This window comes from Ruegeria sp. YKSD163, assembly GCF_059612905.1.
Genome location: NZ_JBXWRM010000003.1, coordinates 1 through 26,405, shown reverse-complemented (window position 1 = coordinate 26,405; position 26,405 = coordinate 1). Strand labels below are relative to the sequence as shown.

The 26,405-nt window shown below is 62.5% G+C and carries 22 protein-coding genes; 19 read left to right on the top strand and 3 right to left on the bottom strand.

Annotated features, from left to right (window positions below):
• Positions 1–4 precede the first annotated feature (4 nt).
• The 7 genes from AC2FNA_RS05530 to rplA all read left to right on the top strand — a co-directional run bounded on the left by AC2FNA_RS05530 (position 5) and on the right by rplA (position 5,146).
• Positions 5–2,182 (top strand): heavy metal translocating P-type ATPase, encoded by a 2,178-nt coding sequence (locus AC2FNA_RS05530; protein WP_496825057.1) that lies wholly within the window; start codon positions 5–7, stop codon positions 2,180–2,182.
• A gap of 4 nt (positions 2,183–2,186) precedes the next feature.
• Entirely contained in the window at positions 2,187–2,345 is a 159-nt protein-coding gene (ccoS, locus tag AC2FNA_RS05525) for a cbb3-type cytochrome oxidase assembly protein CcoS (protein WP_011049199.1), read from the top strand.
• A gap of 47 nt (positions 2,346–2,392) precedes the next feature.
• A complete protein-coding gene (locus AC2FNA_RS05520) occupies positions 2,393–2,815 on the top strand; it encodes a (R)-mandelonitrile lyase (RefSeq protein WP_496825056.1) in 423 nt (140 codons plus the stop codon).
• Between the two features lie 58 nt (positions 2,816–2,873).
• A complete protein-coding gene (gene secE, locus AC2FNA_RS05515; RefSeq protein WP_234138793.1) occupies positions 2,874–3,071 on the top strand; it encodes a preprotein translocase subunit SecE in 198 nt (65 codons plus the stop codon).
• Positions 3,072–3,273: 202 nt separating this feature from the next.
• Positions 3,274–3,807, top strand: a complete 534-nt coding sequence (gene nusG / locus AC2FNA_RS05510; protein WP_234221236.1) for a transcription termination/antitermination protein NusG — start codon at positions 3,274–3,276, stop codon at positions 3,805–3,807.
• A gap of 213 nt (positions 3,808–4,020) precedes the next feature.
• Positions 4,021–4,446 carry a 50S ribosomal protein L11 gene (gene rplK / locus AC2FNA_RS05505; protein WP_496825055.1) on the top strand — a complete coding sequence of 142 codons (426 nt, stop codon included), beginning with the start codon at positions 4,021–4,023 and terminating at the stop codon, positions 4,444–4,446.
• Position 4,447: 1 nt separating this feature from the next.
• Positions 4,448–5,146, top strand: coding sequence for a 50S ribosomal protein L1 (gene rplA, locus AC2FNA_RS05500; RefSeq protein ID WP_234138796.1), 699 nt, complete (start codon positions 4,448–4,450; stop codon positions 5,144–5,146).
• Positions 5,147–5,231: 85 nt separating this feature from the next.
• Here rplA and AC2FNA_RS05495 read toward each other — a convergent pair whose 3' ends face one another.
• Complete coding sequence (locus AC2FNA_RS05495; protein WP_496825054.1) at positions 5,232–6,059, bottom strand: hypothetical protein; 828 nt, start codon at positions 6,057–6,059, stop codon at positions 5,232–5,234.
• A 194-nt stretch (positions 6,060–6,253) separates the two neighbouring features.
• Between AC2FNA_RS05495 and AC2FNA_RS05490 the strand changes: the two genes are divergently transcribed.
• The 8 genes from AC2FNA_RS05490 (at position 6,254) to AC2FNA_RS05455 (ending at position 20,070) form a co-directional block, all read left to right on the top strand.
• Positions 6,254–7,180 (top strand): glycosyltransferase family protein, encoded by a 927-nt coding sequence (locus tag AC2FNA_RS05490; protein WP_496825053.1) that lies wholly within the window; start codon positions 6,254–6,256, stop codon positions 7,178–7,180.
• A gap of 289 nt (positions 7,181–7,469) precedes the next feature.
• Positions 7,470–7,988 carry a 50S ribosomal protein L10 gene (gene rplJ / locus AC2FNA_RS05485; protein WP_011049190.1) on the top strand — a complete coding sequence of 173 codons (519 nt, stop codon included), beginning with the start codon at positions 7,470–7,472 and terminating at the stop codon, positions 7,986–7,988.
• A gap of 79 nt (positions 7,989–8,067) precedes the next feature.
• Entirely contained in the window at positions 8,068–8,445 is a 378-nt protein-coding gene (rplL, locus tag AC2FNA_RS05480; protein ID WP_234144484.1) for a 50S ribosomal protein L7/L12, read from the top strand.
• 293 nt (positions 8,446–8,738) lie between these two features.
• Positions 8,739–12,875, top strand: a complete 4,137-nt coding sequence (gene rpoB, locus AC2FNA_RS05475) for a DNA-directed RNA polymerase subunit beta (RefSeq protein WP_496825052.1) — start codon at positions 8,739–8,741, stop codon at positions 12,873–12,875.
• A gap of 88 nt (positions 12,876–12,963) precedes the next feature.
• Entirely contained in the window at positions 12,964–17,205 is a 4,242-nt protein-coding gene (gene rpoC, locus AC2FNA_RS05470) for a DNA-directed RNA polymerase subunit beta' (protein ID WP_496825051.1), read from the top strand.
• A 95-nt stretch (positions 17,206–17,300) separates the two neighbouring features.
• On the top strand, positions 17,301–17,870 hold the full coding sequence (locus tag AC2FNA_RS05465) for a helix-turn-helix domain-containing protein (protein ID WP_496825050.1): 570 nt from the start codon (positions 17,301–17,303) through the stop codon (positions 17,868–17,870).
• A gap of 3 nt (positions 17,871–17,873) precedes the next feature.
• Positions 17,874–19,082 carry an MFS transporter gene (locus AC2FNA_RS05460; RefSeq protein ID WP_496825049.1) on the top strand — a complete coding sequence of 403 codons (1,209 nt, stop codon included), beginning with the start codon at positions 17,874–17,876 and terminating at the stop codon, positions 19,080–19,082.
• 118 nt (positions 19,083–19,200) lie between these two features.
• Entirely contained in the window at positions 19,201–20,070 is an 870-nt protein-coding gene (locus AC2FNA_RS05455) for a DMT family transporter (RefSeq protein WP_496825048.1), read from the top strand.
• Here AC2FNA_RS05455 and AC2FNA_RS05450 read toward each other — a convergent pair.
• Positions 20,053–20,868, bottom strand: coding sequence for a putative rhamnosyl transferase (locus AC2FNA_RS05450; protein WP_496825047.1), 816 nt, complete (start codon positions 20,866–20,868; stop codon positions 20,053–20,055). The two genes, AC2FNA_RS05455 and AC2FNA_RS05450, sit on opposite strands and share 18 nt — an antisense overlap.
• A gap of 2 nt (positions 20,869–20,870) precedes the next feature.
• Complete coding sequence (locus AC2FNA_RS05445) at positions 20,871–21,677, bottom strand: putative rhamnosyl transferase (RefSeq protein ID WP_496825266.1); 807 nt, start codon at positions 21,675–21,677, stop codon at positions 20,871–20,873.
• A gap of 345 nt (positions 21,678–22,022) precedes the next feature.
• Here AC2FNA_RS05445 and rpsL point away from each other — a divergent pair, with 345 nt between their 5' ends.
• The 4 genes from rpsL (at position 22,023) to tuf (ending at position 26,278) form a co-directional block, all read left to right on the top strand.
• Positions 22,023–22,394 carry a 30S ribosomal protein S12 gene (rpsL, locus tag AC2FNA_RS05440; protein ID WP_005862801.1) on the top strand — a complete coding sequence of 124 codons (372 nt, stop codon included), beginning with the start codon at positions 22,023–22,025 and terminating at the stop codon, positions 22,392–22,394.
• Between the two features lie 15 nt (positions 22,395–22,409).
• Positions 22,410–22,880: a 30S ribosomal protein S7 gene (rpsG, locus tag AC2FNA_RS05435; protein WP_011049181.1), complete on the top strand. Its 471-nt coding sequence runs from the start codon at positions 22,410–22,412 to the stop codon at positions 22,878–22,880.
• Positions 22,881–22,898: 18 nt separating this feature from the next.
• Complete coding sequence (gene fusA / locus AC2FNA_RS05430; RefSeq protein ID WP_496825046.1) at positions 22,899–25,016, top strand: elongation factor G; 2,118 nt, start codon at positions 22,899–22,901, stop codon at positions 25,014–25,016.
• An 86-nt stretch (positions 25,017–25,102) separates the two neighbouring features.
• Positions 25,103–26,278 carry an elongation factor Tu gene (gene tuf / locus AC2FNA_RS05425; RefSeq protein WP_234144476.1) on the top strand — a complete coding sequence of 392 codons (1,176 nt, stop codon included), beginning with the start codon at positions 25,103–25,105 and terminating at the stop codon, positions 26,276–26,278.
• The last annotated feature ends 127 nt before the right edge of the window (positions 26,279–26,405 follow it).

The following is a 26,405-nucleotide window of genomic DNA, read 5'->3' as shown; positions in this document are numbered from 1 at the left end:
CCCGATGACGGCGCAGCTCCGCCCCTCGCCCGCGGCCTGTCCGGCCTGTGTTGCGGTTCCGGCCCAGCCCGCCCGCCCGGTGCCCGAGGATGTGCAGATCGCGCTGTCTTTGCCGGGCATCCACTGTTCGGCCTGTATCTCGACGGTCGAGCGCGCCTTGCAGGCCCATCCGGGGGTCGAGGACGCGCGGGTGAACCTGACGCTGAAACGGGCCCTGATCAAGGCCGGGCCCGAGCTGCGCGCCGCCGATCTGATCCCGGTGCTGGAGCGTGTCGGATACGAGGCGCACGAGCTTGACCCCGGAACGCTCAACGCGACCCGCACCGACCGGGCGGGGCGCGACTTGCTGATGCGGCTGGCGGTGGCGGGCTTTGCCTCGATGAACGTGATGCTGCTGTCGGTCTCGGTCTGGTCCGGTGCCTCGGACGCGACGCGGGACATGTTCCACTGGATTTCCGCCGCCATTGCGATGCCTGCCATCGCCTTTTCCGGCCAGCCCTTTTTTGTTAGCGCCTGGGGGGCACTCAAGGCCAGGCGGCTCAACATGGATGTCCCCATCGTGTTGGCCATCGTTCTGGCGCTGGTCACCTCGCTTTGGGAAACCTCGCTGAGCGGCGAGCATGCCTATTTCGATGCGGCGTTGACGCTGACCTTTTTCCTGCTTGCAGGTCGCTATCTGGATTACCGTACCCGCGCCGTGGCCCGGTCTGCGGCCGAGGAACTGGCCGCGCTGGAGGTGCCGCGCGCGATCCGGCTGCATGACGGGGTCGAAACCGAGGTCGCCGTTGCGCAACTGGCGGTGGGCGACCTGATCCTGGTGCGCCCCGGCGGGCGGATGCCCGTCGATGGCGAGATTGTCGAGGGGCGTTCGGAACTGGACCGCTCGCTGCTCACCGGCGAAACGCTGCCGATCTTTGCCGAACCGGGGCTTGTGGTCAGCGCGGGCGAGGTCAACCTGACCGGTCCGCTGGTGATCCGCGCCAGCGCGGTGGGGCAGGATACCTCGCTGCACCGCATGGCCGATCTGGTGGCCATCGCCGAAAGCGGGCGCTCGCGTTATACCTCGCTGGCCGACAGCGCCGCGAAACTCTATGCGCCGGGGGTGCATATCCTCTCGGCGCTCAGTTTTGTCGGCTGGTATCTCTACAGCTGGGATGTGCGCACCGCGCTCAACATCGCCGCCGCCGTGCTGATCATCACCTGTCCCTGTGCGTTGGGCCTCGCGGTGCCGGCGGTGACGACGGCCGCCTCGGGGCGTCTTTTCAAGCGGGGAATGCTGATCAAGCATGCCACCGCGCTGGAACGTCTGGCCGAGGTGGACACGGTCGTGTTCGACAAGACCGGCACGCTGACGGCGGGCACACCCGAACTGACCAATCTGGGCGATCACCGCCGCGCCGACATGGAGGTCGCACTGGCGCTGGCAGAGGCGTCCTCGCATCCGCTTTCCGTTGCGATCACCCGCGCCGCGCGGGCTGCGGGGCTGCATCCGGCCCTGATCGACGATGTGACCGAGGTGCCGGGGTTTGGCACCGAAGGTGTCTGGCAGGGACAACGGGTGCGGCTGGGCCGCGCCGCCTGGGTCGGGGCCGAGCAGGCCGCGCAGACCTCGGCCTGGCTGGCGGTCGGCGACCGGGCGCCGGTGGCGTTTCTGTTCTCCGACGCGCTGCGCCCGGGGGCCGAGGAAACCGTCTCGGGCCTAAAAGCCGCGGGCAAGGAGGTTCTGCTCATTTCGGGCGATACCACCGGCGCGGTCGAGGCACTGGCCCGGCGTCTGGGGATCGAGAACTGGATGGCCGAGGCCCTGCCGCAGGACAAGGCTGACCGGGTGCAGGCATTGGCCGACGCGGGCAAGCGGGTGCTGATGGTGGGCGACGGATTGAACGATACCGCCGCTCTGGCCGCCGCCCATGTGTCGATCTCGCCCGCCTCGGCGCTGGACGCCGCGCGCGTCGCCTCTGATATCGTGCTGCTGGGCAACGACTTGTCCCCGATTGCCGGGGCCTGCGATACCGCCATCCGCGCCACCAAACGTATCCGCGAAAACTTCCGCATCGCCACTGTCTATAACGTGATTGCCGTGCCGCTTGCGGTGGCGGGGCTCTGCTCGCCACTGATCGCGGCCTTGGCGATGTCGACCTCGTCGATTACCGTGTCCCTGAACGCCCTGCGCCTGAGGTGAGTTGATGGAAGTCCTGGCGATCCTGATCCCGATATCGCTGATCCTTGGCGCGGTGGGCCTGTTGGCCTTTGTCTACACCGTGCGGTCGGACCAGTATGACGATCCCGAAGGCGATGCGCGCCGGATCCTGTCGGGGGACTGGGACGACAAGCCCAAGCCTTGACCCCGCCGCGCCCTGCGCCAGAGTGGGAACCGAATGGGAGGGACAAGATGGAAATCTACGAGAATGGCAGCCGTCCGACGCGCAAGGCGAATTCGGATTGGTTCACCGGCACGGTCTGGCAGGATCCGGTGGTCGAGGCGCCGGTGCCCGCGCGGGTGCGGGCGCTGCGGGTCGGGTTCGAACCGGGTGCGCGTACTGCATGGCATACTCATCCGCTGGGCCAGACGTTGTATGTGTTGTCCGGCAGCGGCCTGGTCGGACTACGCGACGCAGCCCCGCGCGTGATCCGCGCGGGCGACACGGTCTGGATCCCGCCCGGCGAGGAGCACTGGCACGGCGCCGGCCCGGAAACCGGCATGGTGCATCTGGCCATTCAGGAGGCCGAAGACGGTCAGGTCGCCAACTGGCTGGAGAAGGTGAGCGACGCCGACTATCTGACCCCGCCCCAGACGGTGCCGAACCGGCCTTGAATTCGCGGCCTGCTCCGGCTATGTGCCGATAGTCCGCAAGCAGAGAGAAGTCAGGCATATGGCCACCATCAACCCGATCCAGTTCATCCAGCAGGTCCGCGCCGAAGTGTCCAAGGTCGTCTGGCCGACCCGCCGCGAGGTGCTGCTGACCACGGTGATGGTGTTCATCATGGCGGCGTTGACGGCTGTTTTCTTCGCGCTGGTCGACCTGTCGATCCGGGGCGGACTGCAACTGTTGCTGGGCATGTTCAACTGACCAGGGCCCGCGCCGCGGCGCAATCCGGCCTTGCACATCGCCGGATCAGGGGCTAGGTCACGCAGTACCTTCGGGACGGGCGTGCGGCGATTCGAGCTGCGCGCCGCTTTTTGTTCCGGCGGGCCGCTCGATGGGTGGCCGCAATTCAGAAATGCTCCGGGACGCGCCCGCGGACCGGCCAGAAGACGAGGACGACAGGGTCATGGCGAAACGGTGGTATTCGGTCAGCGTGCTTTCGAACTTCGAAAAGAAGGTCGCCGAGACGATCCGCGCCTCGGTCGCCGAACACGGGCTCGAAGATCAGATCGACGAGGTGCTGGTGCCGACCGAAGAGGTCATCGAGGTGCGCCGCGGCAAGAAGGTCTCGACCGAACGTCGGTTCATGCCCGGTTATGTGCTGGTGCACATGGAGATGTCCGACCAGGGCTATCACCTGATCAACACGATCAACCGGGTCACCGGTTTCTTGGGCCCGCAGGGTCGCCCGATGCCGATGCGCGATGCCGAGGTCAACCAGATCCTCAACCGCGTGCAGGAAGGTGAAGAGGCGCCGCGCACCCTGATCTCGTTCGAGATCGGTGAGCGCGTCAAGGTCAACGACGGCCCGTTCGAAGGCTTTGACGGCATGGTCGAGGGCGTCGATGACGACAGCCAGAAACTGCGCGTGTCGGTGTCGATCTTCGGTCGCGAAACCCCGGTCGAGCTCGACTTTACCCAGGTCGCGAAACAGGGCTGATCGCAGCAAGACTGCGCTGCCCTTAAAACCATCGGCGCCTTGGACCTTTACCGCGCGGCACTTGCATTGTCGGGCGTTCCGGTCTATCGGCACCCGATGCCGCCCTTGGGCGGCGAATCCCGTGGGAGACGGAGTGGGCGCGCCCCGGAGGTCGGACCACATCAATAGCATCTGCCGGATCGCGTTCCGGCGGAGTTGAAAAGGAGAAGGCCAATGGCCAAGAAACTGATCGGCACGCTGAAGCTTCAGGTGCCCGCAGGCAAGGCTAACCCGTCGCCGCCAGTTGGTCCGGCGCTGGGTCAGCGCGGCATCAACATCATGGAATTCTGCAAGGCGTTCAACGCCAAGACCGCAGACATGGAAGTGGGCGCACCCTGCCCGACCGTGATTTCCTATTATCAGGACAAGTCCTTTACCATGGACATCAAGACGCCGCCCGCGTCCTATTTCCTGAAGAAGGCCGCCAAGATCCAGTCGGGTTCCAAGACCCCCTCGCGCGCGACCGCCGGCACCGTCACCGTTGCCCAGGTCCGCGAAATCGCCGAGGCGAAGATGAAGGATCTGAACGCCAACGATATCGAAGGCGCAATGCAGATCATCCTGGGCTCTGCCCGGTCCATGGGCATCGAGGTGAAATAAGATGGCAAAGCTTGGAAAACGCACCCGCGCTGCCCGCGAAGCCTTTGCTGGCAAGGAAGAGCTGTCGGTCGAAGAAGCCGTTGCGCTGGTCAAGTCGGCCGCCTCGGCCAAGTTCGACGAGACCGTCGAGATCGCAATGAACCTGGGTGTTGACCCGCGTCACGCCGACCAGATGGTTCGCGGCGTTGTCGGCCTGCCCAACGGCACCGGCAAAACCGTGCGCGTCGCTGTCTTTGCTCGTGGCCCCAAGGCTGAAGAAGCCCAGGCCGCAGGCGCGGACATCGTTGGCGCCGAGGACCTGATGGAAACCATCCAGTCCGGCAAGATCGAGTTCGATCGCTGCATCGCGACCCCCGACATGATGCCGGTTGTCGGTCGTCTGGGTAAAATCCTGGGCCCGCGCAACCTGATGCCGAACCCCAAAGTCGGCACCGTGACCATGGACGTCGCCCAGGCCGTGCAGAACGCCAAGGGCGGTGAAGTCCAGTTCAAGGTCGAAAAGGCCGGTGTCATCCATGCAGGCGTCGGCAAGGTGTCGTTCGACGAGGCCAAACTGGTCGAGAACGTTCGCGCGTTTGTGGATGCTGTGGCCAAGGCCAAACCGGCCGGTGCCAAGGGCACCTACCTGAAAAAGATCGCGATCAGCTCGACCATGGGTCCGGGTGTGTCGGTTGACGTGGCGAGCGCCTCGGGCAACTAAGCGGTCAGACTGGCGGCTTTGTTCGCCAGATACAGACAAGGGAACCCGGCCTGTTTCTCGCAGTGCCGGGTTTTCTTTTTCCGGTTCAGCCCGCCCGCCCCAGCAAACTGCGTTTCCACCGCCCCAGCAGAATGCGCGCGCGCCGATGCAGGGGTGGGCGTTTCTCCATGTAGAACCGAGCCCGGGCGCCCATGAAATCATCCTGATACCCCTTTAGAAAGGGGGCGATGCCCCGGCCTGCCTGAAAGGACGCGCGCACCTCAGCCATGCGCGGTCCCCATTCCTGGCAATGAAACACACGCAATTCGGGACGATTGATCAGGCGCAGACCAAAGGCCCCGGTTTCCGAGCAGTAGAGTTCCACCGCCGCTTCGGAGCCAAACCGACCAAAGGCATCGGCATCGCTTTGCTGAGCCCGCTGCGCCTCGCGCCACACTTGTGCGGGCAGGATCGCGAAACAGTTGCTGAACCGCTGCGTGCGCATCAGGTCTGTGCCGGGCAGGGGCGTATCCGCGCGAAACGGCAGGGTCGAGCCTGTCAGGAAAAGGGCTCCGTGGCGGGTCATTGCTTCCATTGACTCGGCCTGCCAGGGCAGATTGGACTCGCGATAGGGTAGGGTATCGAGCCGCACGATACAGACCAGATCGTCGCCGATCAGATCGAATTGTTGCCACAAGAGGTTGGTCTCGTTCTCGGTCGTCTGGGCGGGATCGGTTTGTCCCGCAATCACCAATTCGGCGCCAAACGCGTCTGCAAGGTCGGTCATATCCTTGGCGATGGCCGGGTCCTGGCCGACATGTACAACAAGGCGATCCGGCGGTTGATCGAAAAACCCCATCCAGTCGCGCAGGATAGTGCAATGCGCCGGTTGCAGGACAAAGGTCAGAAGTGAGAAACCGTTTGCTTCGGTCATCGGCCTCCGCCCTTTGAGTTGCACTGTCTTGGGCGGGGCTGCCCGTCGCATGGCGGGATGCTAACAATGGCCTCTGCCGGGGTCAACGCGCGCCAGGCCCGCTTTGACTTGCCGCGGGTGGGCGGTATAGGCTACGCGGCGGAAAAGAGCAGCATATCAATGAGGCAGGCAGTGATGAACGATCGGAACGCGGGATGACGGCGCCCTGGCGCGTTGGTGCCATTCTCAACGAACCTTTGCCCGATACGCTTCGCTTCGCTGCTTGGTATCTCGAAGCCGGGGCCGAGGGGCTTACCTTGCTGTTCGATAATCCGCATGACCCTGCGATACCGGTTCTGAGCACGCATCCGCGCATCGACTGCGTCGCGTGTACGCCCGAGTTCTGGGCCGATCTGGGGCTGACGCCGGAAACCCGGTTTACCAAGCGACAGAATGCGGCGCTGACCTGGGCTTACAGGCGGCAGACCGAAGGATGGTTGCTGAATGTCGATGCCGACGAGTTCATGTGGGCGTCGAACGGCGGGATAGCTGCCTTTCTTTCGGGCCAGCCGACCCAGGTCGAGGCGATCCGTGTAGAAACGGCCGAGATCGTGGCAGTTCCTGATGGGGTGGCGGGCCAGATCTATCGCCTGCCGATGGAGCGCGACGCCGCGCGCCGGGTCTATGGCGATAGCGCGGCGCTGTTCGGACCGCGCCGCAAAGGGCTGATTGGACATCCACAAGGCAAATCTTTCATTCGTTGCGGGTTAAAGAACGTGTTCCTGCGCCAGCACTGGGCGCAACGTCAGGGCGGCGGCGAATTGGCCGAAGCCTTTGTGCCGGTGCGCGGCGGGGCGGCGGCGCTGTTGCATCATATCGGGCTCGACTACGAAGTCTGGCGGGCCAAGCTTGACTGGCGCCTTGTGTCGAGCGGGTTCACGGTGCCGCTGACCGAACGGATCCGCGTGCTGCTGGGCGAGCCCGATGCCGAGACACGCCTGCGCGCTTTGCATGGTGACCTGCACGGGGTCGACCCGGTGCGGCTCGACCGGCTGCGGGCCGAGGGGGCTTGCCTGGAACTGCCGATCGATGTGGATGGGGCCGCGGCGCGAATCTTTGGTGCGCGGTTCCCCGCCGGATGAGCCCGCGACCGGTCGTTTTACCCCTTGGAAACCCCATCGCTCTGGCCTAAGAGAGGGGGCGAAGTAAAGCGTGCGATTCGTCGTGCGCTTTATTTTGTTTCGTCCAAGACGGTGGGTGGCCGCATCCGTGGCCTTAATCTCCTGCCTGAGACGGGTACAGACCAAAGAGATCGGGGGCTCGACCCTCGGGCGATTATTTGGCTCCACCCCGTAAAACGGACATGAACGCCGGGTGAGAGCCCGGCAAATATGAGCCGGGATGTTCACCATCCCAAATTTGGAGAGAACTGTGGATAGAGCCCAGAAAGAGAAAGTGGTCGAGGAACTCGGCCAGATCTTCGAAAGCTCTGGCGTCGTGGTGGTTGCTCACTACGCCGGTCTGACAGTTGCCGAGATGCAGGACCTGCGCGCGCGTGCACGCGAAGCGGGTGGGTCTGTGCGTGTTGCCAAGAACAGGCTCGCCAAGATCGCCCTTGAGGGTAAGCCGTGTGCAAGCATGGCCGACCTGCTGACGGGTATGACCGTTCTGACCTATTCCGAGGACCCCGTGGCAGCAGCCAAGGTGGCCGAGGGCTTCGCCAAGGATAACAAGAAATTTGAGATCCTCGGCGGTGCAATGGGCGAGAACGCTCTGGACCGTGCCGGCGTCGAAGCCGTGTCGAAAATGCCGTCGCGTGAAGAGCTCATTGCTCAGATCGTGTCCTGCATCGGCGCACCTGCTTCGAACATCGCTGGCGCGATTGGCGCACCTGCAAGCAATATCGCTGGCATCCTTTCCACCATCATCGAGAAGGCGGAAGCTGCGTAAGCGGTTGGCACTGAATGATCTGCGTGGGGCATGTGCCCTGACGTTGGAACACACACTGTAAACGGAAAGAGCTGATAAAATGGCTGATCTGAAAGCACTCGCAGAAAGCATCGTGGGTCTGACCCTGCTGGAAGCACAGGAACTGAAAACCATCCTGAAGGATGAATACGGCATCGAGCCCGCAGCTGGCGGCGCCGTGATGGTTGCAGCAGCAGGCGGCGACGCCGGCGCAGCGGCCGAAGAAGAAAAGACCGAATTCGACGTCGTCCTGAAGAACGCCGGCGCTTCGAAAATCAACGTGATCAAAGAAGTTCGCGGCATCACCGGTCTGGGCCTGAAAGAAGCCAAGGATCTGGTCGAAGCCGGCGGCAAGATCAAAGAAGGCATTGCCAAGGCAGAAGCCGAAGAGATCAAGGCAAAGCTGGAAGCAGCTGGCGCCGAGGTCGAGCTGGCCTAAGGCCGATCGGTCAGGAGCCGTTTTCCGACACGGAAAACGGGCCGGAATTTTTGCAAAATTCCGGTTGCGCTCCGAAACTACGAGGCTGGACCCGGGAAATCCGGGTCCAGCCGAACCTGTCTTAGAAAGGACCCCTGCGGGGGGGTGTTTTCTAAGGCGCGGTTCACGGATCGGGAGGCCGCCACTCGGGACGGTGGCCATGAATTGATCCGAAACGCTCCGTCTCGAATGGTCAAGGCGCCGGGGCCCGGCGGTGCCCTTGACCGGTGAGAAACTGAAAGGTGACATCTGACATGGCTCAAACGTTCCTTGGCCAGAAACGTCTTCGCAAATATTACGGCAAAATCCGCGAAGTGCTGGAAATGCCGAACCTCATCGAGGTCCAGAAATCCTCCTACGACCTGTTCCTGAACTCCGGCGATGCGCCTCGGCCTCTGGATGGCGAAGGCATCATGGGCGTGTTCCAGTCGGTCTTTCCGATCAAGGATTTCAACGAAACCAGCGTGCTGGAATTCGTGAAATACGAGCTGGAAAAGCCGAAATACGATGTCGAGGAGTGCATGCAGCGCGACATGACCTACAGCGCCCCGTTGAAGGTCACGCTGCGCCTGATCGTGTTCGATGTCGACGAGGATACCGGCGCCAAATCCGTCAAGGACATCAAGGAGCAGGACGTGTTCATGGGCGACATGCCCCTGATGACGCCCAACGGCACCTTCATCGTGAACGGCACCGAGCGCGTGATCGTATCCCAGATGCACCGTTCGCCCGGCGTTTTCTTCGACCATGACAAGGGCAAGACCCACTCTTCGGGCAAGCTGCTCTTTGCCTGCCGCATCATCCCGTATCGCGGCTCGTGGCTGGATTTCGAATTCGACGCCAAGGACATCGTCTTTGCCCGTATCGACCGTCGCCGCAAGCTGCCGGTGACGACCCTGCTCTATGCGCTGGGCCTGGATCAGGAAGGCATCATGGATGCCTATTTCAAGACAGTCTCCTATCGTCTGGAGAAAAAGCGCGGTTGGGTCACTCCGTTCTTCCCCGAGCGTGTGCGCGGCACCCGTCCGACCTATGATCTGATCGACGCCGCCTCGGGCGAGGTGATCGCCGAAGCCGGCAAGAAGGTCACCCCGCGCGCGGTGAAGAAGCTGATCGAAGAAGGCAGCGTGACCGACCTTTTGGTCCCGTTCGAGCATATCGTCGGCAAGTTCGCGGCCAAGGACATCATCAACGAGGAAACCGGCGCGATCTATGTCGAGGCCGGTGACGAGCTGACGCTGGAATATGACAAGGATGGCGATCTGATCGGCGGCACCGTCAAGGAGCTGATCGACAACGGCGTCACCGACATCCCGGTGCTGGATATCGACAACATCAACGTCGGTCCCTACATCCGCAACACCATGGCGCAGGACAAGAACATGAACCGGGAAACCGCGCTCATGGACATTTACCGCGTCATGCGTCCGGGCGAGCCGCCCACCGTCGAGGCCGCCTCGGCCCTGTTTGACACCCTGTTCTTTGACAGCGAGCGCTATGATCTCTCTGCCGTGGGCCGGGTCAAGATGAACATGCGCCTCGATCTGGATGCCGCAGACACGCAGCGCACCCTGCGCCGCGAAGACATCATCGCCTGCATCAAGGCGCTGGTCGAACTGCGCGACGGCAAGGGTGACATTGACGATATCGACCACCTTGGCAACCGCCGGGTGCGTTCGGTCGGCGAACTGATGGAAAACCAGTATCGCGTCGGCTTGCTGCGGATGGAGCGCGCCATCAAGGAGCGCATGTCCTCGGTCGAGATCGACACCGTGATGCCGCAGGACCTGATCAATGCGAAACCTGCCGCTGCCGCCGTGCGCGAGTTCTTCGGCTCTTCGCAGCTGTCGCAGTTCATGGACCAGACCAACCCGCTGTCCGAGGTGACGCACAAGCGTCGTCTTTCGGCGCTTGGGCCGGGCGGTCTGACCCGCGAGCGTGCCGGTTTCGAGGTGCGCGACGTTCACCCGACCCACTATGGCCGGATGTGCCCCATTGAGACCCCCGAAGGTCCGAACATCGGTCTGATCAACTCGCTGGCCACCTTTGCCCGCGTGAACAAATACGGCTTCATCGAGACCCCCTACCGCGTCGTCAAGGGCGGGCAGGTCACCGATGAGGTGCACTATATGTCCGCGACCGAGGAAATGCGCCACACCGTGGCGCAGGCCAACGCCACCCTGGACGAGAATGGCAAGTTCGTGAACGAGCTGGTCAACACCCGTCAGGCCGGCGACTATACGCTGGCCCCGATGGAAAGCGTCGACCTGATCGACGTGTCGCCGAAACAGCTGGTTTCGGTCGCCGCCTCGCTCATCCCGTTCCTCGAAAACGACGACGCCAACCGCGCTCTGATGGGCTCGAACATGCAGCGTCAGGCGGTTCCGCTTCTGCGGGCTGAGGCGCCGCTGGTCGGCACCGGGATCGAGGAAAAGGTCGCCATCGACTCGGGCGCGGCAATTCAGGCCAAGCGTGCGGGCATCATCGACCAGATCGACGCGCAGCGGATCGTGATCCGCGCCACCGAGGATCTGGAACTGGGCGATGCGGGCGTCGACATCTACCGCATGCGCAAGTTCCAGCGGTCGAACCAGAACACCTGCATCAACCAGCGCCCGCTGGTGAAAGTGGGTCAGCAGGTTTCCAAGGGCGAGGTCATCGCCGACGGTCCCTCGACCGATATGGGCGAACTGGCTCTGGGCAAGAACGTTGTCGTCGCGTTCATGCCGTGGAATGGCTATAACTACGAGGACTCGATCCTGATCTCGGAACGCATCGCGCGTGACGACGTCTTTACCTCGATCCATATCGAGGAATTCGAAGTTGCCGCCCGCGACACCAAGCTGGGGCCGGAAGAGATCACCCGCGACATCCCGAACGTCGGCGAGGAAGCGCTGCGCAATCTCGACGAGGCGGGCATCGTCTATATCGGTGCCGAAGTGCAGCCGGGCGACATTCTGGTGGGCAAGATCACGCCCAAGGGTGAAAGCCCGATGACCCCGGAAGAAAAGCTGCTGCGCGCCATCTTCGGCGAGAAGGCCAGCGATGTGCGCGACACCTCGCTGCGCGTGAAGCCGGGCGATTACGGCACCGTGGTCGAGGTTCGCGTGTTCAACCGCCACGGCGTCGACAAGGACGAGCGCGCGCTGCAGATCGAGCGCGAGGAAGTCGAGCGTCTGGCCCGTGACCGGGACGACGAGCTGGCGATCCTCGACCGCAACATCTATGCGCGTCTGAAGTCGCTGATCCTGGGCAAGACCGCGGTCAAGGGCCCCAAGGGCATCAAGCCGGGTTCCGAGATCACCGAAGAGTTGCTGGAAACCTTGACCCGCGGTCAGTGGTGGATGCTGGCGCTGGAAGGTGAGCAGGATGCCCAGATCGTCGAAGCGCTGAACGAGCAGTACGAACTGCAAAAGCGCGCCCTGGATGCCCGTTTCGAAGACAAGGTCGAAAAGGTGCGTCGCGGCGACGATCTGCCCCCGGGCGTGATGAAGATGGTCAAGGTCTTCATCGCGGTGAAGCGCAAGCTGCAGCCGGGTGACAAGATGGCCGGCCGTCACGGTAACAAGGGTGTGATTTCGAAAGTGGTGCCGATGGAGGACATGCCGTTCCTCGCAGACGGGACCCCGGTCGATTTCTGCCTCAACCCGCTGGGTGTGCCGTCGCGGATGAACGTCGGTCAGATCCTCGAAACCCATATGGGCTGGGCCGCGCGCGGTCTGGGTCTGAATGTGGACGAGGCGCTGCAGGAATACCGCCGTTCGGGCGACCTGACCCCGGTGCGCGACGCGATGAAGCACGCCTATGGCGAGGACGTCTATGCCGAGGGTATCTCGGGCATGGACGAGGACACGCTGGTCGAGGCCGCAGGCAACGTCACCCGTGGCGTTCCGATCGCAACGCCGGTCTTCGACGGTGCGAAAGAGGCGGATGTGAACGACGCGCTGACACGCGCCGGTTTCGATACCTCGGGCCAGTCGGTTCTGTTCGACGGACGTACCGGCGAACAGTTCGCGCGCCCCGTCACCGTGGGCATCAAGTATCTGCTCAAGCTGCACCACCTGGTCGACGACAAGATCCACGCACGTTCGACCGGCCCCTACAGCCTGGTGACCCAGCAGCCGTTGGGCGGCAAGGCGCAGTTCGGCGGTCAGCGTTTCGGGGAGATGGAGGTCTGGGCTCTGGAAGCCTATGGCGCCGCCTACACCCTGCAGGAGATGCTGACGGTGAAGTCGGACGACGTGGCCGGCCGGACCAAGGTCTACGAGAGCATCGTCAAGGGCGAGGACAATTTCGAGGCGGGCATTCCCGAGAGCTTCAACGTTCTGGTGAAAGAAGTCCGCGGCCTCGGCCTGAACATGGAACTCCTGGATGCGGAGGTGGAGGACTGAGAATTTTCGCCGAAAATTCTCGCCCCACATTTTCCGACGAAAAATGTGGGGCCTCCCCCCATCATCCGCACGAATTTGAGGTACACAAATGAACCAGGAACTGACCAACAACCCGTTCAATCCGCTGACACCGCCCAAGGTGTTTGACGAGATCAAGGTCTCTCTGGCATCGCCCGAGCGGATCCTGTCGTGGTCTTATGGCGAGATCAAGAAGCCCGAGACCATCAACTATCGCACGTTCAAGCCCGAGCGTGACGGCCTGTTCTGCGCGCGTATCTTTGGCCCGATCAAGGATTACGAATGCCTGTGCGGCAAGTACAAGCGCATGAAATATCGCGGCGTTGTCTGCGAGAAATGCGGTGTCGAGGTGACGCTGCAAAAAGTGCGTCGCGAGCGTATGGGCCATATCGAACTGGCCGCGCCCGTTGCGCATATCTGGTTCCTGAAATCGCTGCCCAGCCGCATCGGCCTGATGCTGGACATGACGCTGCGCGATCTGGAACGCATCCTCTATTTTGAAAACTACGTGGTCACCGAGCCGGGCCTGACCGATCTCACCTACGGTCAGCTGATGACCGAAGAAGAGTTCATGGATGCCCAAGACCAATATGGCATGGATGCCTTCACCGCCAATATCGGCGCCGAGGCAATCCGCGAGATGCTGTCCCAGATCGACCTCGAGGCCGAAGCCGAACAGCTGCGCGCCGATCTGGCCGAGGCCACCGGTGAGCTGAAGCCCAAGAAGATCATCAAACGGCTGAAAGTCGTCGAGAGCTTCCTGGAATCCGGCAACCGCCCGGAATGGATGGTGCTGACCGTGATCCCGGTCATCCCGCCGGAACTGCGCCCGCTGGTGCCGCTGGACGGGGGCCGCTTTGCGACCTCGGACCTGAACGATCTTTATCGTCGCGTCATCAACCGCAACAACCGCCTGAAGCGCCTGATCGAGTTGCGCGCGCCCGATATCATCGTGCGCAACGAAAAACGGATGCTGCAAGAGTCGGTCGACGCCCTGTTCGACAATGGCCGCCGCGGCCGGGTGATCACCGGTGCCAACAAGCGTCCGCTGAAATCGCTGTCTGACATGCTCAAGGGCAAGCAGGGCCGCTTCCGCCAGAACCTTCTGGGGAAACGGGTCGACTTCTCGGGCCGTTCGGTCATCGTGACGGGACCTGAACTCAAGCTGCACCAGTGCGGTCTGCCCAAGAAGATGGCGCTCGAACTGTTCAAGCCGTTCATCTATTCGCGGCTAGAGGCCAAGGGCCTCAGCAGCACCGTGAAACAGGCTAAGAAGCTGGTCGAGAAGGAACGACCCGAGGTCTGGGATATCCTGGACGAGGTGATCCGCGAGCATCCGGTTCTGCTGAACCGAGCGCCGACGCTGCACCGTCTGGGCATCCAGGCGTTCGAGCCGATCCTGATCGAAGGCAAGGCGATCCAGCTGCACCCGCTGGTTTGCTCGGCCTTCAACGCCGACTTTGACGGTGACCAGATGGCCGTGCACGTGCCGCTGAGCCTTGAGGCCCAGCTCGAAGCACGCGTGCTGATGATGTCGACGAACAACGTTCTGTCGCCCGCCAACGGCGCACCGATCATCGTTCCCTCGCAGGACATGATCCTGGGTCTCTACTATCTGACCCTGGAACGTGAAGGCATGGTCGGCGAAGGCAAGATCTTTGGCTCGATCGACGAGGTTCAGCACGCGCTGGACGCGGGCGAGGTGCATCTGCACACCAAGATCACCGCGCGGATCGCGCAGATCGACGACGAGGGTAACGAAGTTCTGCAACGGTTCGAAACCACCCCGGGCCGTGTGCGCCTGGGCGCGCTGCTGCCGATGAACAACAAAGCCCCGTTCGAACTGGTCAACCGTCTGCTGCGCAAGAAAGAGGTGCAGCAGGTGATCGACACCGTCTACCGTTATTGCGGCCAGAAAGAGTCGGTGATCTTCTGCGACCAGATCATGACCATGGGCTTCCGCGAGGCGTTCAAGGCCGGCATCTCGTTCGGCAAGGACGACATGGTGATCCCCGATGACAAATGGGGCATCGTGGATGAGACCCGCGACCAGGTGAAGGATTTCGAACAGCAGTACATGGACGGCCTGATCACTCAGGGCGAAAAGTACAACAAGGTTGTCGATGCCTGGTCCAAGTGTAACGACCGTGTCACCGAAGCGATGATGTCCACCATCTCGGCGGACAAGCGTGACGAGAACGGTGCCGTGATGGAGCCGAACTCCGTCTACATGATGGCCCACTCGGGTGCGCGGGGCTCGGTCACCCAGATGAAACAGCTGGGCGGCATGCGTGGCCTGATGGCCAAGCCGAACGGCGACATCATCGAGACGCCGATCATCTCGAACTTCAAGGAAGGTCTGACCGTTCTTGAATACTTCAACTCGACCCATGGCGCCCGTAAGGGTCTGTCGGATACTGCTCTGAAGACGGCGAACTCGGGTTACCTGACACGTCGTCTGGTGGACGTGGCGCAGGATTGCATCGTGCGCGAGCATGATTGCGGCACCGATCGCGGCGTGACCGCCGAAGCGGCGGTCAACGACGGCGAAGTCGTGGCCTCGCTGGCCGAGCGCGTGCTGGGCCGTGTCGCCGCCGACGATATCCTGCGTCCGGGCACCGAAGAGGTGCTGGTGGCCGCCGGTCAGCTGATCGACGAGCGGATGGCCGATGCCATCCACGAGGCCGGTGTGCAGACCTCGCGGGTCCGCTCGCCGCTGACTTGCGAAAGCGAGGAAGGCGTCTGTGCCATGTGCTATGGCCGTGACCTGGCGCGCGGCACCATGGTGAACCAGGGCGAGGCTGTCGGTATCATCGCGGCGCAGTCGATCGGTGAACCGGGGACCCAGCTGACCATGCGGACCTTCCACATCGGCGGCGTGGCCCAGGGTGGCCAGCAGTCGTTCCAGGAAGCGAACCAGGACGGCACCATCGCGTTCGAAAACCCGCAGCTGCTGGTCAATGCCGCAGGCGAAAGCCTGGTCATGGGCCGCAACATGAAGCTGTTGATCAAGGACGCGCAGGGCGAGGAACGTGCCAGCTTCAAGCTGGGTTACGGCTCGAAACTGTTCGTCAAGGACGGCGCCCAGATCAAGCGTGGCGACAAGTTGTTCGAATGGGATCCCTACACCCTGCCGATCATCGCCGAGAAGGCCGGTACCGCCAAATATGTCGACCTGGTTTCGGGCATCGCTGTCCGCGACGAGACCGACGAGGCCACTGGCATGACCCAGAAGATCGTGATCGACTGGCGGGCCGCGCCGAAAGGCAGCGATCTCAAGCCCGAGATCATCCTGGTGGACAGTGATGGTGAACCGGTCCGCAATGACGCGGGCAACCCGGTTCACTATCCGATGTCGGTGGACGCGATTCTGTCGATCGAAGATGGCCAGGTCATCGAGGCCGGCGACGTCATCGCTCGTATCCCGCGCGAAGGCGCCAAGACCAAGGACATCACCGGGGGCCTTCCCCGCGTGGCGGAACTGTTCGAGGCCCGTCGTCCCAAGGATCACGCGATCATCGCCGAGATCGACGGTTACGTCCGCTTTGGCCGCGACTACAAGAACAAGCGTCGCATCTCGATCGAGCCGTCGAACGAGGCCATGGAACCTGTCGAATACATGGTACCCAAGGGCAAGCACATCCCGGTGCAAGAAGGCGACTTCGTGCAGAAGGGTGACTATATCATGGACGGCAACCCGGCCCCGCACGACATCCTGTCGATCCTGGGCGTCGAGGCTCTGGCCAATTACATGGTGAAAGAGGTGCAGGAGGTCTATCGTCTGCAGGGCGTGAAGATCAACGACAAGCACATCGAAGTCATCGTGCGTCAGATGCTGCAGAAGTGGGAGATCTCGGACTCGGGTGACACCACGCTGCTCAAGGGCGAACATGTCGACAAGCAGGAATTCGACGCGGCCAATGAAAAGACCATCGCCCGCGGCGGTCGCCCGGCCTCGGGCGAGCCGATCCTGCTGGGGATCACCAAGGCCTCGTTGCAGACCCGCTCCTTCATCTCGGCGGCCTCCTTCCAGGAGACCACCCGCGTGCTGACCGAAGCCTCGGTTCAGGGCAAGAAGGACAAGCTGGTCGGCCTCAAGGAAAACGTGATTGTCGGTCGTCTGATCCCGGCAGGTACCGGTGGAGCAACGCAGCAGATGCGCCATATCGCAACCCAGCGCGACAACGTGGTCATCGCCGCTCGTCGCGAAGAGGCCGAAGCCGCCGCTGCGCTTGCCGCACCGATCATGGATGCCGAGATCGTGGACGACGACCTCGATACTCTGGTCGACACGCCGGAAAGCCGCAATTGATCCGATCGCATGTGAACGAAAAGAACCCCCGTGCCGCGCACGGGGGTTTTTCTTTGTGTGGTCAGGCGTAGAATGGGCGGCGCAGGAGGTGCGACATGCCCGAACCCATGCTCCGGGATTTGCCCGGCTTTGGCCCCCGGCTGCGCCGTTTGCGGCGGGCGCGGTCGATGAAACAGGCGGCGCTGGCCGAGGCGCTGGATACCAGCCAAGCCACCGTTTCGCGTTGGGAGGCGGGGACGCAGCTGCCAGACGGGGCAACCCGCCGCCGCGCGCTGGAGTTGTTGACACGGGATGTCTGCGACGATGCGGTGCTGCGTCGACTGGTGGAACATTCATCGGACTGCCTGCATCTTGTGGACGAGGCCAATCATGTCTGTCTGGCCTATTCCCCGTCCCGCGCGCGGCAATGGCGGCAATCGCAGCGGGCCCTGCTGGGACAATCGCTCTGGCCTTATGCCACGGTCGAGATCCAGGCCGCCGAGGCGGCGCTGGACGGATCGGACTGGTGGGAGAGCCAGACGCCGAACCCCCGGCTGTTCCATACCAGCCGCCGGGTTTATGACGCGTTGACCGTGGTCGAGGGCGGCCTCTTGTGGGAGCGGCTCTATCTTTCCGACGGCACGCCGGTCCGGCTCTGCTCGCAGGCGCACAGCCCGCATAATTAATACGTGGCGCGTGATGCCCTGGCGGGGTATCGCGGGATCATGCGCCCGAAACTGACCTTGCCCCCCTTGCCCCTGATCCTGCTGCTTTGGCTGGCAGGGCTTGGTGCGGCGGGGCAATTTGCCAAGATCGCGGTACCCTTTGACTTGGTCCGGCAACTCTATCCCGATGCGGGCGCGGGGCAGGGTTGGCTGCTCTCGGTGATCAGCGTCTTTGGTATTCTCTTTGGCATGGTCGCGGGCCTTCTGACCGCGCGTTATGGCTGTCGCCGGTTGCTGGTGGCGGGTCTTGCCCTGGGCGCGCTCATGTCGCTGTGGCAGGCGACGCAGCCAGCATTTGCACTGATGCTGGCCAGCCGCATGATCGAGGGGCTTTCCCATCTGGCCATCGTGGTGGCCGCACCCACCCTGATCGCGCAGATTGCCCCCGTGCCGCTGCGCAACTTTGCCATGACCTTGTGGAGCACCTTTTTTGGCGTCGCCTTTGCGCTGGTCGCCTGGATCGGCCTGCCCTGGGCGCAGACGCATGGGGTGGCGGGCCTGTTCCTGTGCCACGGGGGGGTTATGGCGGTGCTGGCGGCTGCGGTCTGGAGACTGCTGCCTGCCGACGAGACCGCAACCGACGCGGAAAACAGCTTGCGCCCGCGTGACCTGCTCGCCCGGCACCTGTCGGCCTATGGGTCGCCCCGCATTGCTGCGCCGGCTGTGGGCTGGCTGTTCTATACGCTGACCTTCGTCTCGCTGGTGGCGATCCTGCCACCGCTGTTGCCGGAAGACCTGCGGGCAACCATCGTGGGCGTGATGCCCCTGACCAGTATCGCGGTGGCACTGCTGGTTGTTACCCCGCTCTTGCGGCGCTTGCCTGCGACCGGTGTGGTGATCGCGGGGTTTGGCCTTTCGGCACTGGTTTTGTCGGGTTTCTGGCTGGGGGTGCCGACACCGGTTCTGTGCGTGATGCTCTTTGCGACATTGGGGCTGGTGCAGGGGGCGAGCTTTGCCGCGATTCCCGCGCTCAATGCCTCGAGCCAGGATCGCGCGCTGGCCAACGGGGCGCTGGCGCAGATGGGCAACCTGGGCAACACGCTGGGCACACCGCTGCTGTTGTTGGTGCTGGCCGCCTGGGGCACCGGAGCGTTGCTGGCGGCGGTGATCCTGATCTATCTGGCGGGTATCTCACTGCATCTCTGGTTGTGGTGGCGCCGCCGACGCGAATAGGCGCGGACCCGAAATGTGGCGACTTGCCATTTCGTTCTGGCCTCGCCAGAAATGAAACGCAGCCAGTGCGCGGCCTCGGAAACCGGTACCGGCCTATTCCATTTGGCGAGGCCAGGATATGTCACCAAATATGCGCGGCGCGCTTCTGATGATGGCGAGCATGGCGGCATTCACCTGCAACGACACGGTTGTGAAACTGCTTGGCGCAGAGATGCCGCTGTTCCAGATCCTGGTCCTGCGCAGCGGGTTGTCGGCGGTCTGGATCTATATCATGGCGCGGCATCTGGGGGCGCTCCACCTGCGGTTTGGCCGCCGCGACAGGATGCTGGTGGCATTGCGCTGCCTGTCCGAGATCGGCGCCACCTACTTCTTTCTCACCGCGCTTCTGAACATGCCGCTGGCGAATGTGACGGCGGTGCTGCAAATGCTGCCGCTGACCGTGACACTCGGGGCGGCCCTGTTCTTTGGCGAACAGGTTGGTTGGCGGCGGATGCTGGCGATCGGGCTTGGGTTTTGTGGCATGCTGCTGATCGTGCGACCGGGGCCGGATGGGTTCACGCTTCATGCGATCTATGCGATGGCGGCGGTGATCTGTGTCACCGCGCGTGACCTGGTGACGCGGCGGATGTCGTCGCAGGTGCCTTCGCTGACGGTCACGCTGGCCACGGCCGTGTCGGTGATGTGCTTCGGGCTCGTAGGGTCGCTGACAGTGGATTGGATTCCCTTGAGAACGGACCTGTCCCTGGGCCTGTTGGCGGCCTCGCTGCTGGTTTTGGGCGGTTATCTGTTCAGCGTGATGGTGATGCGGATCGGTGAGGTCGGCTTTGTCGCGCCGTTTCGCTATTCAAGCCTGATCTGGGCGCTGGTTCTGGGATGGCTCGTCTTTGGCGACTGGCCCGATCCGCTGACCATGACCGGGGTGGCGCTGGTGGTGGCGACCGGGCTCTTTACCCTGTTCCGCGAACGGGCGTCACGGCATCGGGGCTGAGAAGATCTCGCGCACGCGGGCATTGTCGACATTGAAGCGGGCCTTGAAATAGGCCTCCTCGTCCGCATCAAGCGGTTGATAGCGGAACTGTTTGGCACCCGGCTTGGCGCGGGAATCGTTAAATTCGTTATGGCCGCGCAGCATCATGTCCTCGCCGGGGACCGTGATCGTCGGCATGACGGTCCATAGTTTGTGATGACCGAAATGCATGATGCCCTCACGATGACCGGGGGCAACGATCACCCCAAGCGCGATGGCGCTGTAGGCGAACTGGAACGGGCTGACCTCGATCCCGCGTTTGCCACAGCGAAACACGTAGCCGGTGTTGAAATCGACCGCCACGGCCGGGTGTTTGCGCCAGAGCCCTTCGGTATCTGCGGCCACTTCGCGATAGCGAGCGACGAAATCGCGGGCCATGCCGTCATCGTCATCCAACCGGAATTGCAGGCAGGGCGCATCGATGTCGTGGCGGTGATCGTCGAGCGCCTGCGCCATCGCGGTACGGTGGCGCAGCGGTGGATAGGCGCGGATGCGGATCTGGGGCACATCCCGCACCAGAGCCTCCAGCCGGGCCCGGTAGCTGTCGGGAAAGCATTCGCCGATCACCACCAGAAACTCGAAATCCGGGTCGGTCTGTCCCGCGACCGAGGGCAGGGTGATTGCCTCGAACTGGCGGAAACGGTCCTCCATCCGGGTAGGCGCATAGAGATAGGCGCGCCGCTCGTCCAGCGTTTCGTGCATCACCTTGAAGCCGCCATGGCCAAGATAGCTGAACCGGCAAAGACCCAGAACCTGCATGTTCAGCCCCCTGAAAAGACGCGTTTGACGTGATCCTCGCGGATAGCGAAGCGGGCGGCAAAATCGGCTGCCTGCTCTTCGCTCAACGGTTCCAGCGACACCGGCTTGTTCTTGTTCTGACGCGAGTCATTATAGTCGTTGAGGCTGCGCACCCACATTGGCGCGTCTGAAATGCTGATCACCGGCATGAAGCGGCCGATCTTCTCATGGGCAAAGTTCATGATCGTCAGTTTGCAGCCGCCTTTCACATACATGCCCAGCGCGGCGACATACAGCGCGCGGACCGTTTCTTTGGCGGTGATACCCGGGGCGTCAATCTCGGCCAGGTATCCCCGGTTGAAATCGACCGCGACGGTGCGGTTTCCGGCCACCAGCCCGCCGCAGTCGTTCAGGGTGCGGCGCAACCGTTCGATGAAATCAACCGAAATCGCGTCATCATCGTCATGGCGGAATTGCAGGCAGGGTTTGGTCGGGTCCTTGCGGGCCTTGTTCAGTATTTCCTTCATCACCTCGCGCTGGGGGCGGGGTGGTTCTGTCACGATCCGCACCTGCGGTACATCCGCCGTCAGGTCGTGCAGCCGGTCGCGGTGCTCTTTTGGAAGGCTGTCGCCGATGACGACGATCAGGTCAAAATTCTGATCCGTCTGTTCGCGCAGACAGGGCAAGGCCGAGGTTTCGAACAGACGGAACCGCTCTTCCAGACGGTCGTTGGAATACAGATAGGCGATACGCTCTTCGGTGGTCTCATGATCGACCTGAAAGCCGCCGATCGCGGGATAGGAAAACCGGCACAGACCGATGGCCTGCATGTCCCTGCTGTCCATAGACAAAACCTTCTCGACACTGCCGGACAAGTTTGGCAGTCTGCCACGACCTTGGCAACCGGGGGTGGGCTGTTGACACTCTGGCCGACTCCCCCTATTACGCGCGCTATCTCGGAAGCCGTGGGCCGCCCCACGACCGATTTCAAATAGACGTGGTCAAGGTCCGGACAGTTTTGTTGTCCCGATCCTCTGATAACCAACCGCGACGTTCGCCTCGGAATGGGAACGTTCGCGGATTTTGCGCTTGCATAAGACGCAGGTGCGCCAAACCGAAGCCGCACGCAACGCGCGTGCATGACATGTGTGTTGCAAAACGGGGAAAAGACCGGAATGCCAACGATCCAACAGCTGATCCGCAAACCGCGGCAGCCGAAAGTAAAACGCTCGAAGTCCCAGCACCTGGAACAGTGCCCGCAGAAGCGCGGCGTCTGCACCCGGGTCTATACCACCACTCCGAAGAAACCGAACTCGGCAATGCGTAAGGTTGCCAAGGTCCGTCTGACCAACGGGTACGAAGTGATCTCCTACATCCCCGGTGAAAGCCACAACCTGCAAGAACACTCGGTTGTTCTGATCCGCGGCGGCCGTGTAAAAGACCTTCCCGGCGTGCGTTACCACATCCTGCGCGGTGTTCTGGATACCCAGGGCGTCAAAGACCGTAAGCAGCGTCGTTCGAAATACGGCGCGAAGCGTCCCAAATAAGAAGGAGAGGCCGAGATGTCCCGTCGTCACGCCGCAGAAAAACGCGAAGTCCTGCCCGACGCCAAATTTGGCGACAAGGTTCTGACCAAGTTCATGAACAACCTGATGATCGACGGCAAGAAGTCGGTCGCAGAGCGCATCGTCTACAACGCCTTCGATCGCGTTGAGAACAAGATCAAGCGCGCCCCCGTCGAAGTGTTCCACGAAGCGCTCGACAACATCAAACCCTCGGTCGAGGTCCGCTCGCGCCGTGTGGGTGGTGCCACTTATCAGGTTCCGGTCGAAGTGCGCCCCGAGCGCCGCGAAGCGCTGGCCATCCGCTGGCTGATCGCCGCCGCGCGCAACCGCAACGAAAACACCATGGAAGAACGCCTCGCCGGCGAGCTGCTGGACGCTGTCCAGTCGCGCGGAACCGCCGTGAAGAAGCGCGAAGACACCCACAAGATGGCCGAGGCGAACAAAGCCTTCAGCCATTACCGCTGGTAATTCTAGAGGCTCAGACCAATGGCACGCGAATATCCGCTGAACCTATACCGGAACTTCGGTATCATGGCTCACATCGACGCAGGCAAAACGACCTGCTCGGAACGTATCCTGTATTACACCGGCAAATCCCACAACATTGGTGAGGTGCATGACGGCGCCGCCACCATGGACTGGATGGAGCAGGAGCAGGAACGCGGCATCACCATCACCTCGGCTGCGACCACCACCTTCTGGGAGCGCACCGAGGACGGCCAGACCGCCGACACCCCCAAGCACCGCCTGAACATCATCGACACCCCCGGCCACGTTGACTTCACCATCGAAGTCGAGCGTTCGCTGGCCGTGCTCGACGGTGCCGTCTGCGTGCTCGACGCCAACGCCGGTGTCGAACCCCAGACCGAAACCGTGTGGCGTCAGGCCGACCGCTACAAGGTGCCGCGCATGGTGTTCGTCAACAAGATGGACAAGATCGGCGCCGACTTCTTCAACTGCGTGCGCATGATCGAAGACCGCACCGGCGCCCGCGCGGTACCGGTCGGTATCCCGATCGGCGCGGAAAACGAGCTGGAAGGCCTGGTTGACCTGGTCACCATGGAAGAATGGCTGTGGCAGGGCGAAGACCTCGGCGCAAGCTGGGTCAAGGCCCCGATTCGCGACAGCCTGAAGGACATGGCTGAAGAATGGCGCGGCAAGATGATCGAAGCGGCCGTCGAAGAAGACGACGACGCGATGATGGAATACCTCGAAGGCAACGAGCCCGACGTGCCGACCCTGCGCAAACTGCTGCGCAAGGGCACTCTGGCGCTGCATTTCGTGCCGGTTCTGGGTGGCTCCGCATTCAAGAACAAGGGTGTTCAGCCGCTGCTCAACGCCGTGATCGACTATCTGCCCAGCCCGCTGGACGTTGTTGACTACATGGGGTTCAAGCCCGGTGACGAGGAAGAAGTGCGTAACATCGCGCGCCGCGCCGATGACAACATGGCCTTCTCGGGCCTGGCGTTCAAAATCATGAACGACCCGTTTGTCGGCTCGCTGACCTTTACCCGCGTTTACTCGGGCGTCCTGAAAAAGGGCGACACCATGCTGAACTCGACCAAGGGCAAGAAAGAGCGCGTTGGTCGTATGATGATGATGCACTCGAACAACCGCGAGGAAATCGATGAAGCCTTTGCAGGCGACATCATCGCGCTGGCGGGTCTGAAAGACACCACGACCGGTGACACGCTGTGTGACTCCAAGGATCCGGTGGTTCTGGAAACCATGACCTTCCCCGATCCGGTTATCGAGATCGCGGTCGAACCCAAGACCAAGGGCGACCAGGAAAAGATGTCCCAGGGTCTGGCCCGTCTGGCCGCCGAAGACCCGTCCTTCCGCGTGGAAACCGACCTGGAATCGGGTCAGACCATCATGAAGGGCATGGGCGAACTTCACCTGGACATCCTGGTGGACCGTCTCAAGCGCGAGTTCAAGGTCGAGGCCAACATCGGTGCGCCGCAGGTGGCTTATCGCGAGACCATCTCGAAAGAGGTCGAGCATACCTACACCCACAAGAAACAGTCGGGTGGTTCGGGTCAGTTCGCCGAGGTCAAGCTGGTCATCACCCCGACCGAGCCGGGCGAAGGTTACTCCTTCGAGAGCCGGATCGTCGGCGGTGCCGTGCCCAAGGAATACATTCCGGGTGTGGAAAAGGGCATCAAGTCCGTCATGGATAGCGGTCCGCTGGCCGGTTTCCCCGTGATCGACTTCAAGGTCGCCCTGATCGACGGTAAGTTCCACGACGTTGACTCCAGCGTTCTGGCCTTCGAAATCGCGGCCCGCATGGGTATGCGCGAAGGCATGAAGAAAGCCGGCGCCAAGCTGCTGGAACCGATCATGAAGGTCGAGGTGATCACGCCCGAGGAATACACCGGTGGCATCATCGGTGACCTGACGTCGCGTCGGGGTCAGGTGTCCGGGCAGGAAAGCCGTGGCAACGCGATCGCGATCAACGCCTTCGTGCCGCTGGCCAACATGTTCGGCTACATCAACACCCTGCGTTCGATGTCGTCGGGCCGTGCCCAGTTCACCATGCTGTTCGACCACTACGATCCGGTCCCGCAGAACATCTCGGACGAGATCCAGGCGAAATACGCGTAATCGGTGGTGCGTGGGAAACCACGCACCCTGTCAACCCTTAGGGTGCGTGCCTGCACGTACCGGCAAGAGAAAAAAGGAGCTTTGCAATGGCAAAGGAAAAGTTTGAGCGTAATAAACCGCACGTCAACATTGGCACGATTGGCCACGTTGACCACGGGAAGACGACGCTGACCGCAGCGATCACGAAATATTTCGGCGACTTCAAGGCGTATGACCAGATTGACGGCGCGCCGGAAGAGAAAGCACGCGGGATCACCATCTCGACCGCCCACGTGGAATACGAGACCGAAGCGCGTCACTACGCCCACGTCGACTGCCCCGGCCACGCCGACTATGTGAAGAACATGATCACCGGTGCGGCGCAGATGGACGGCGCGATCCTGGTGGTGAACGCCGCTGACGGCCCGATGCCGCAGACCCGCGAGCACATCCTGCTGGCCCGCCAGGTTGGCGTGCCCGCGCTGGTGGTGTTCATGAACAAGGTCGACCAGGTCGATGACGAGGAACTGCTGGAGCTGGTGGAAATGGAAATCCGCGAGCTGCTGAGCTCGTACGACTTCCCCGGCGACGATATTCCGATCGTTGCGGGCTCGGCCCTGGCGGCGATGGAAGGCCGTGATCCGGAAATCGGCGAGAACAAGATCCGTGAACTGCTGGCCGCGGTTGACGAGTACATCCCGACCCCGGAGCGCGCTGTCGACCAGCCCTTCCTGATGCCGATCGAAGACGTGTTCTCGATCTCGGGCCGCGGCACCGTGGTGACCGGTCGTGTGGAACGCGGCGTGATCAATGTCGGCGACTCGATCGAGATCGTGGGCATCAAGGACACCCAAACCACCACCTGTACCGGTGTGGAAATGTTCCGCAAGCTGCTGGATCGCGGTGAAGCCGGCGACAACATCGGCGCGCTGCTGCGTGGTATCGACCGCGAGAAGGTCGAGCGCGGCCAGGTGCTGTGCAAGCCGGGTTCGGTGACCCCGCACACCAAGTTCGAAGCCGAGGCCTATATCCTGACCAAGGAAGAGGGCGGCCGTCACACCCCGTTCTTCGCGAACTACCGTCCGCAGTTCTACTTCCGGACGACCGACGTGACCGGCACCGTGACGCTGGCCGAAGGCACCGAGATGGTGATGCCGGGCGATAACGTGGGCTTCACCGTCGAGCTGATCGCGCCGATCGCGATGGAAGACGGCCTGCGCTTCGCCATCCGCGAAGGCGGCCGCACTGTCGGCGCCGGCGTCGTGTCGAAGATCATCGAATAATCGGTGATCCCGAGACACGCCTGGTTGCTCGAGGAGATTTTCCGCAGGAAAATCTTCCAAGCGCACAAGGGTGACAAACAGAAAAGGCCGCTCCCCCGGAGCGGCCTTTTTCATGTCCACAAACGAT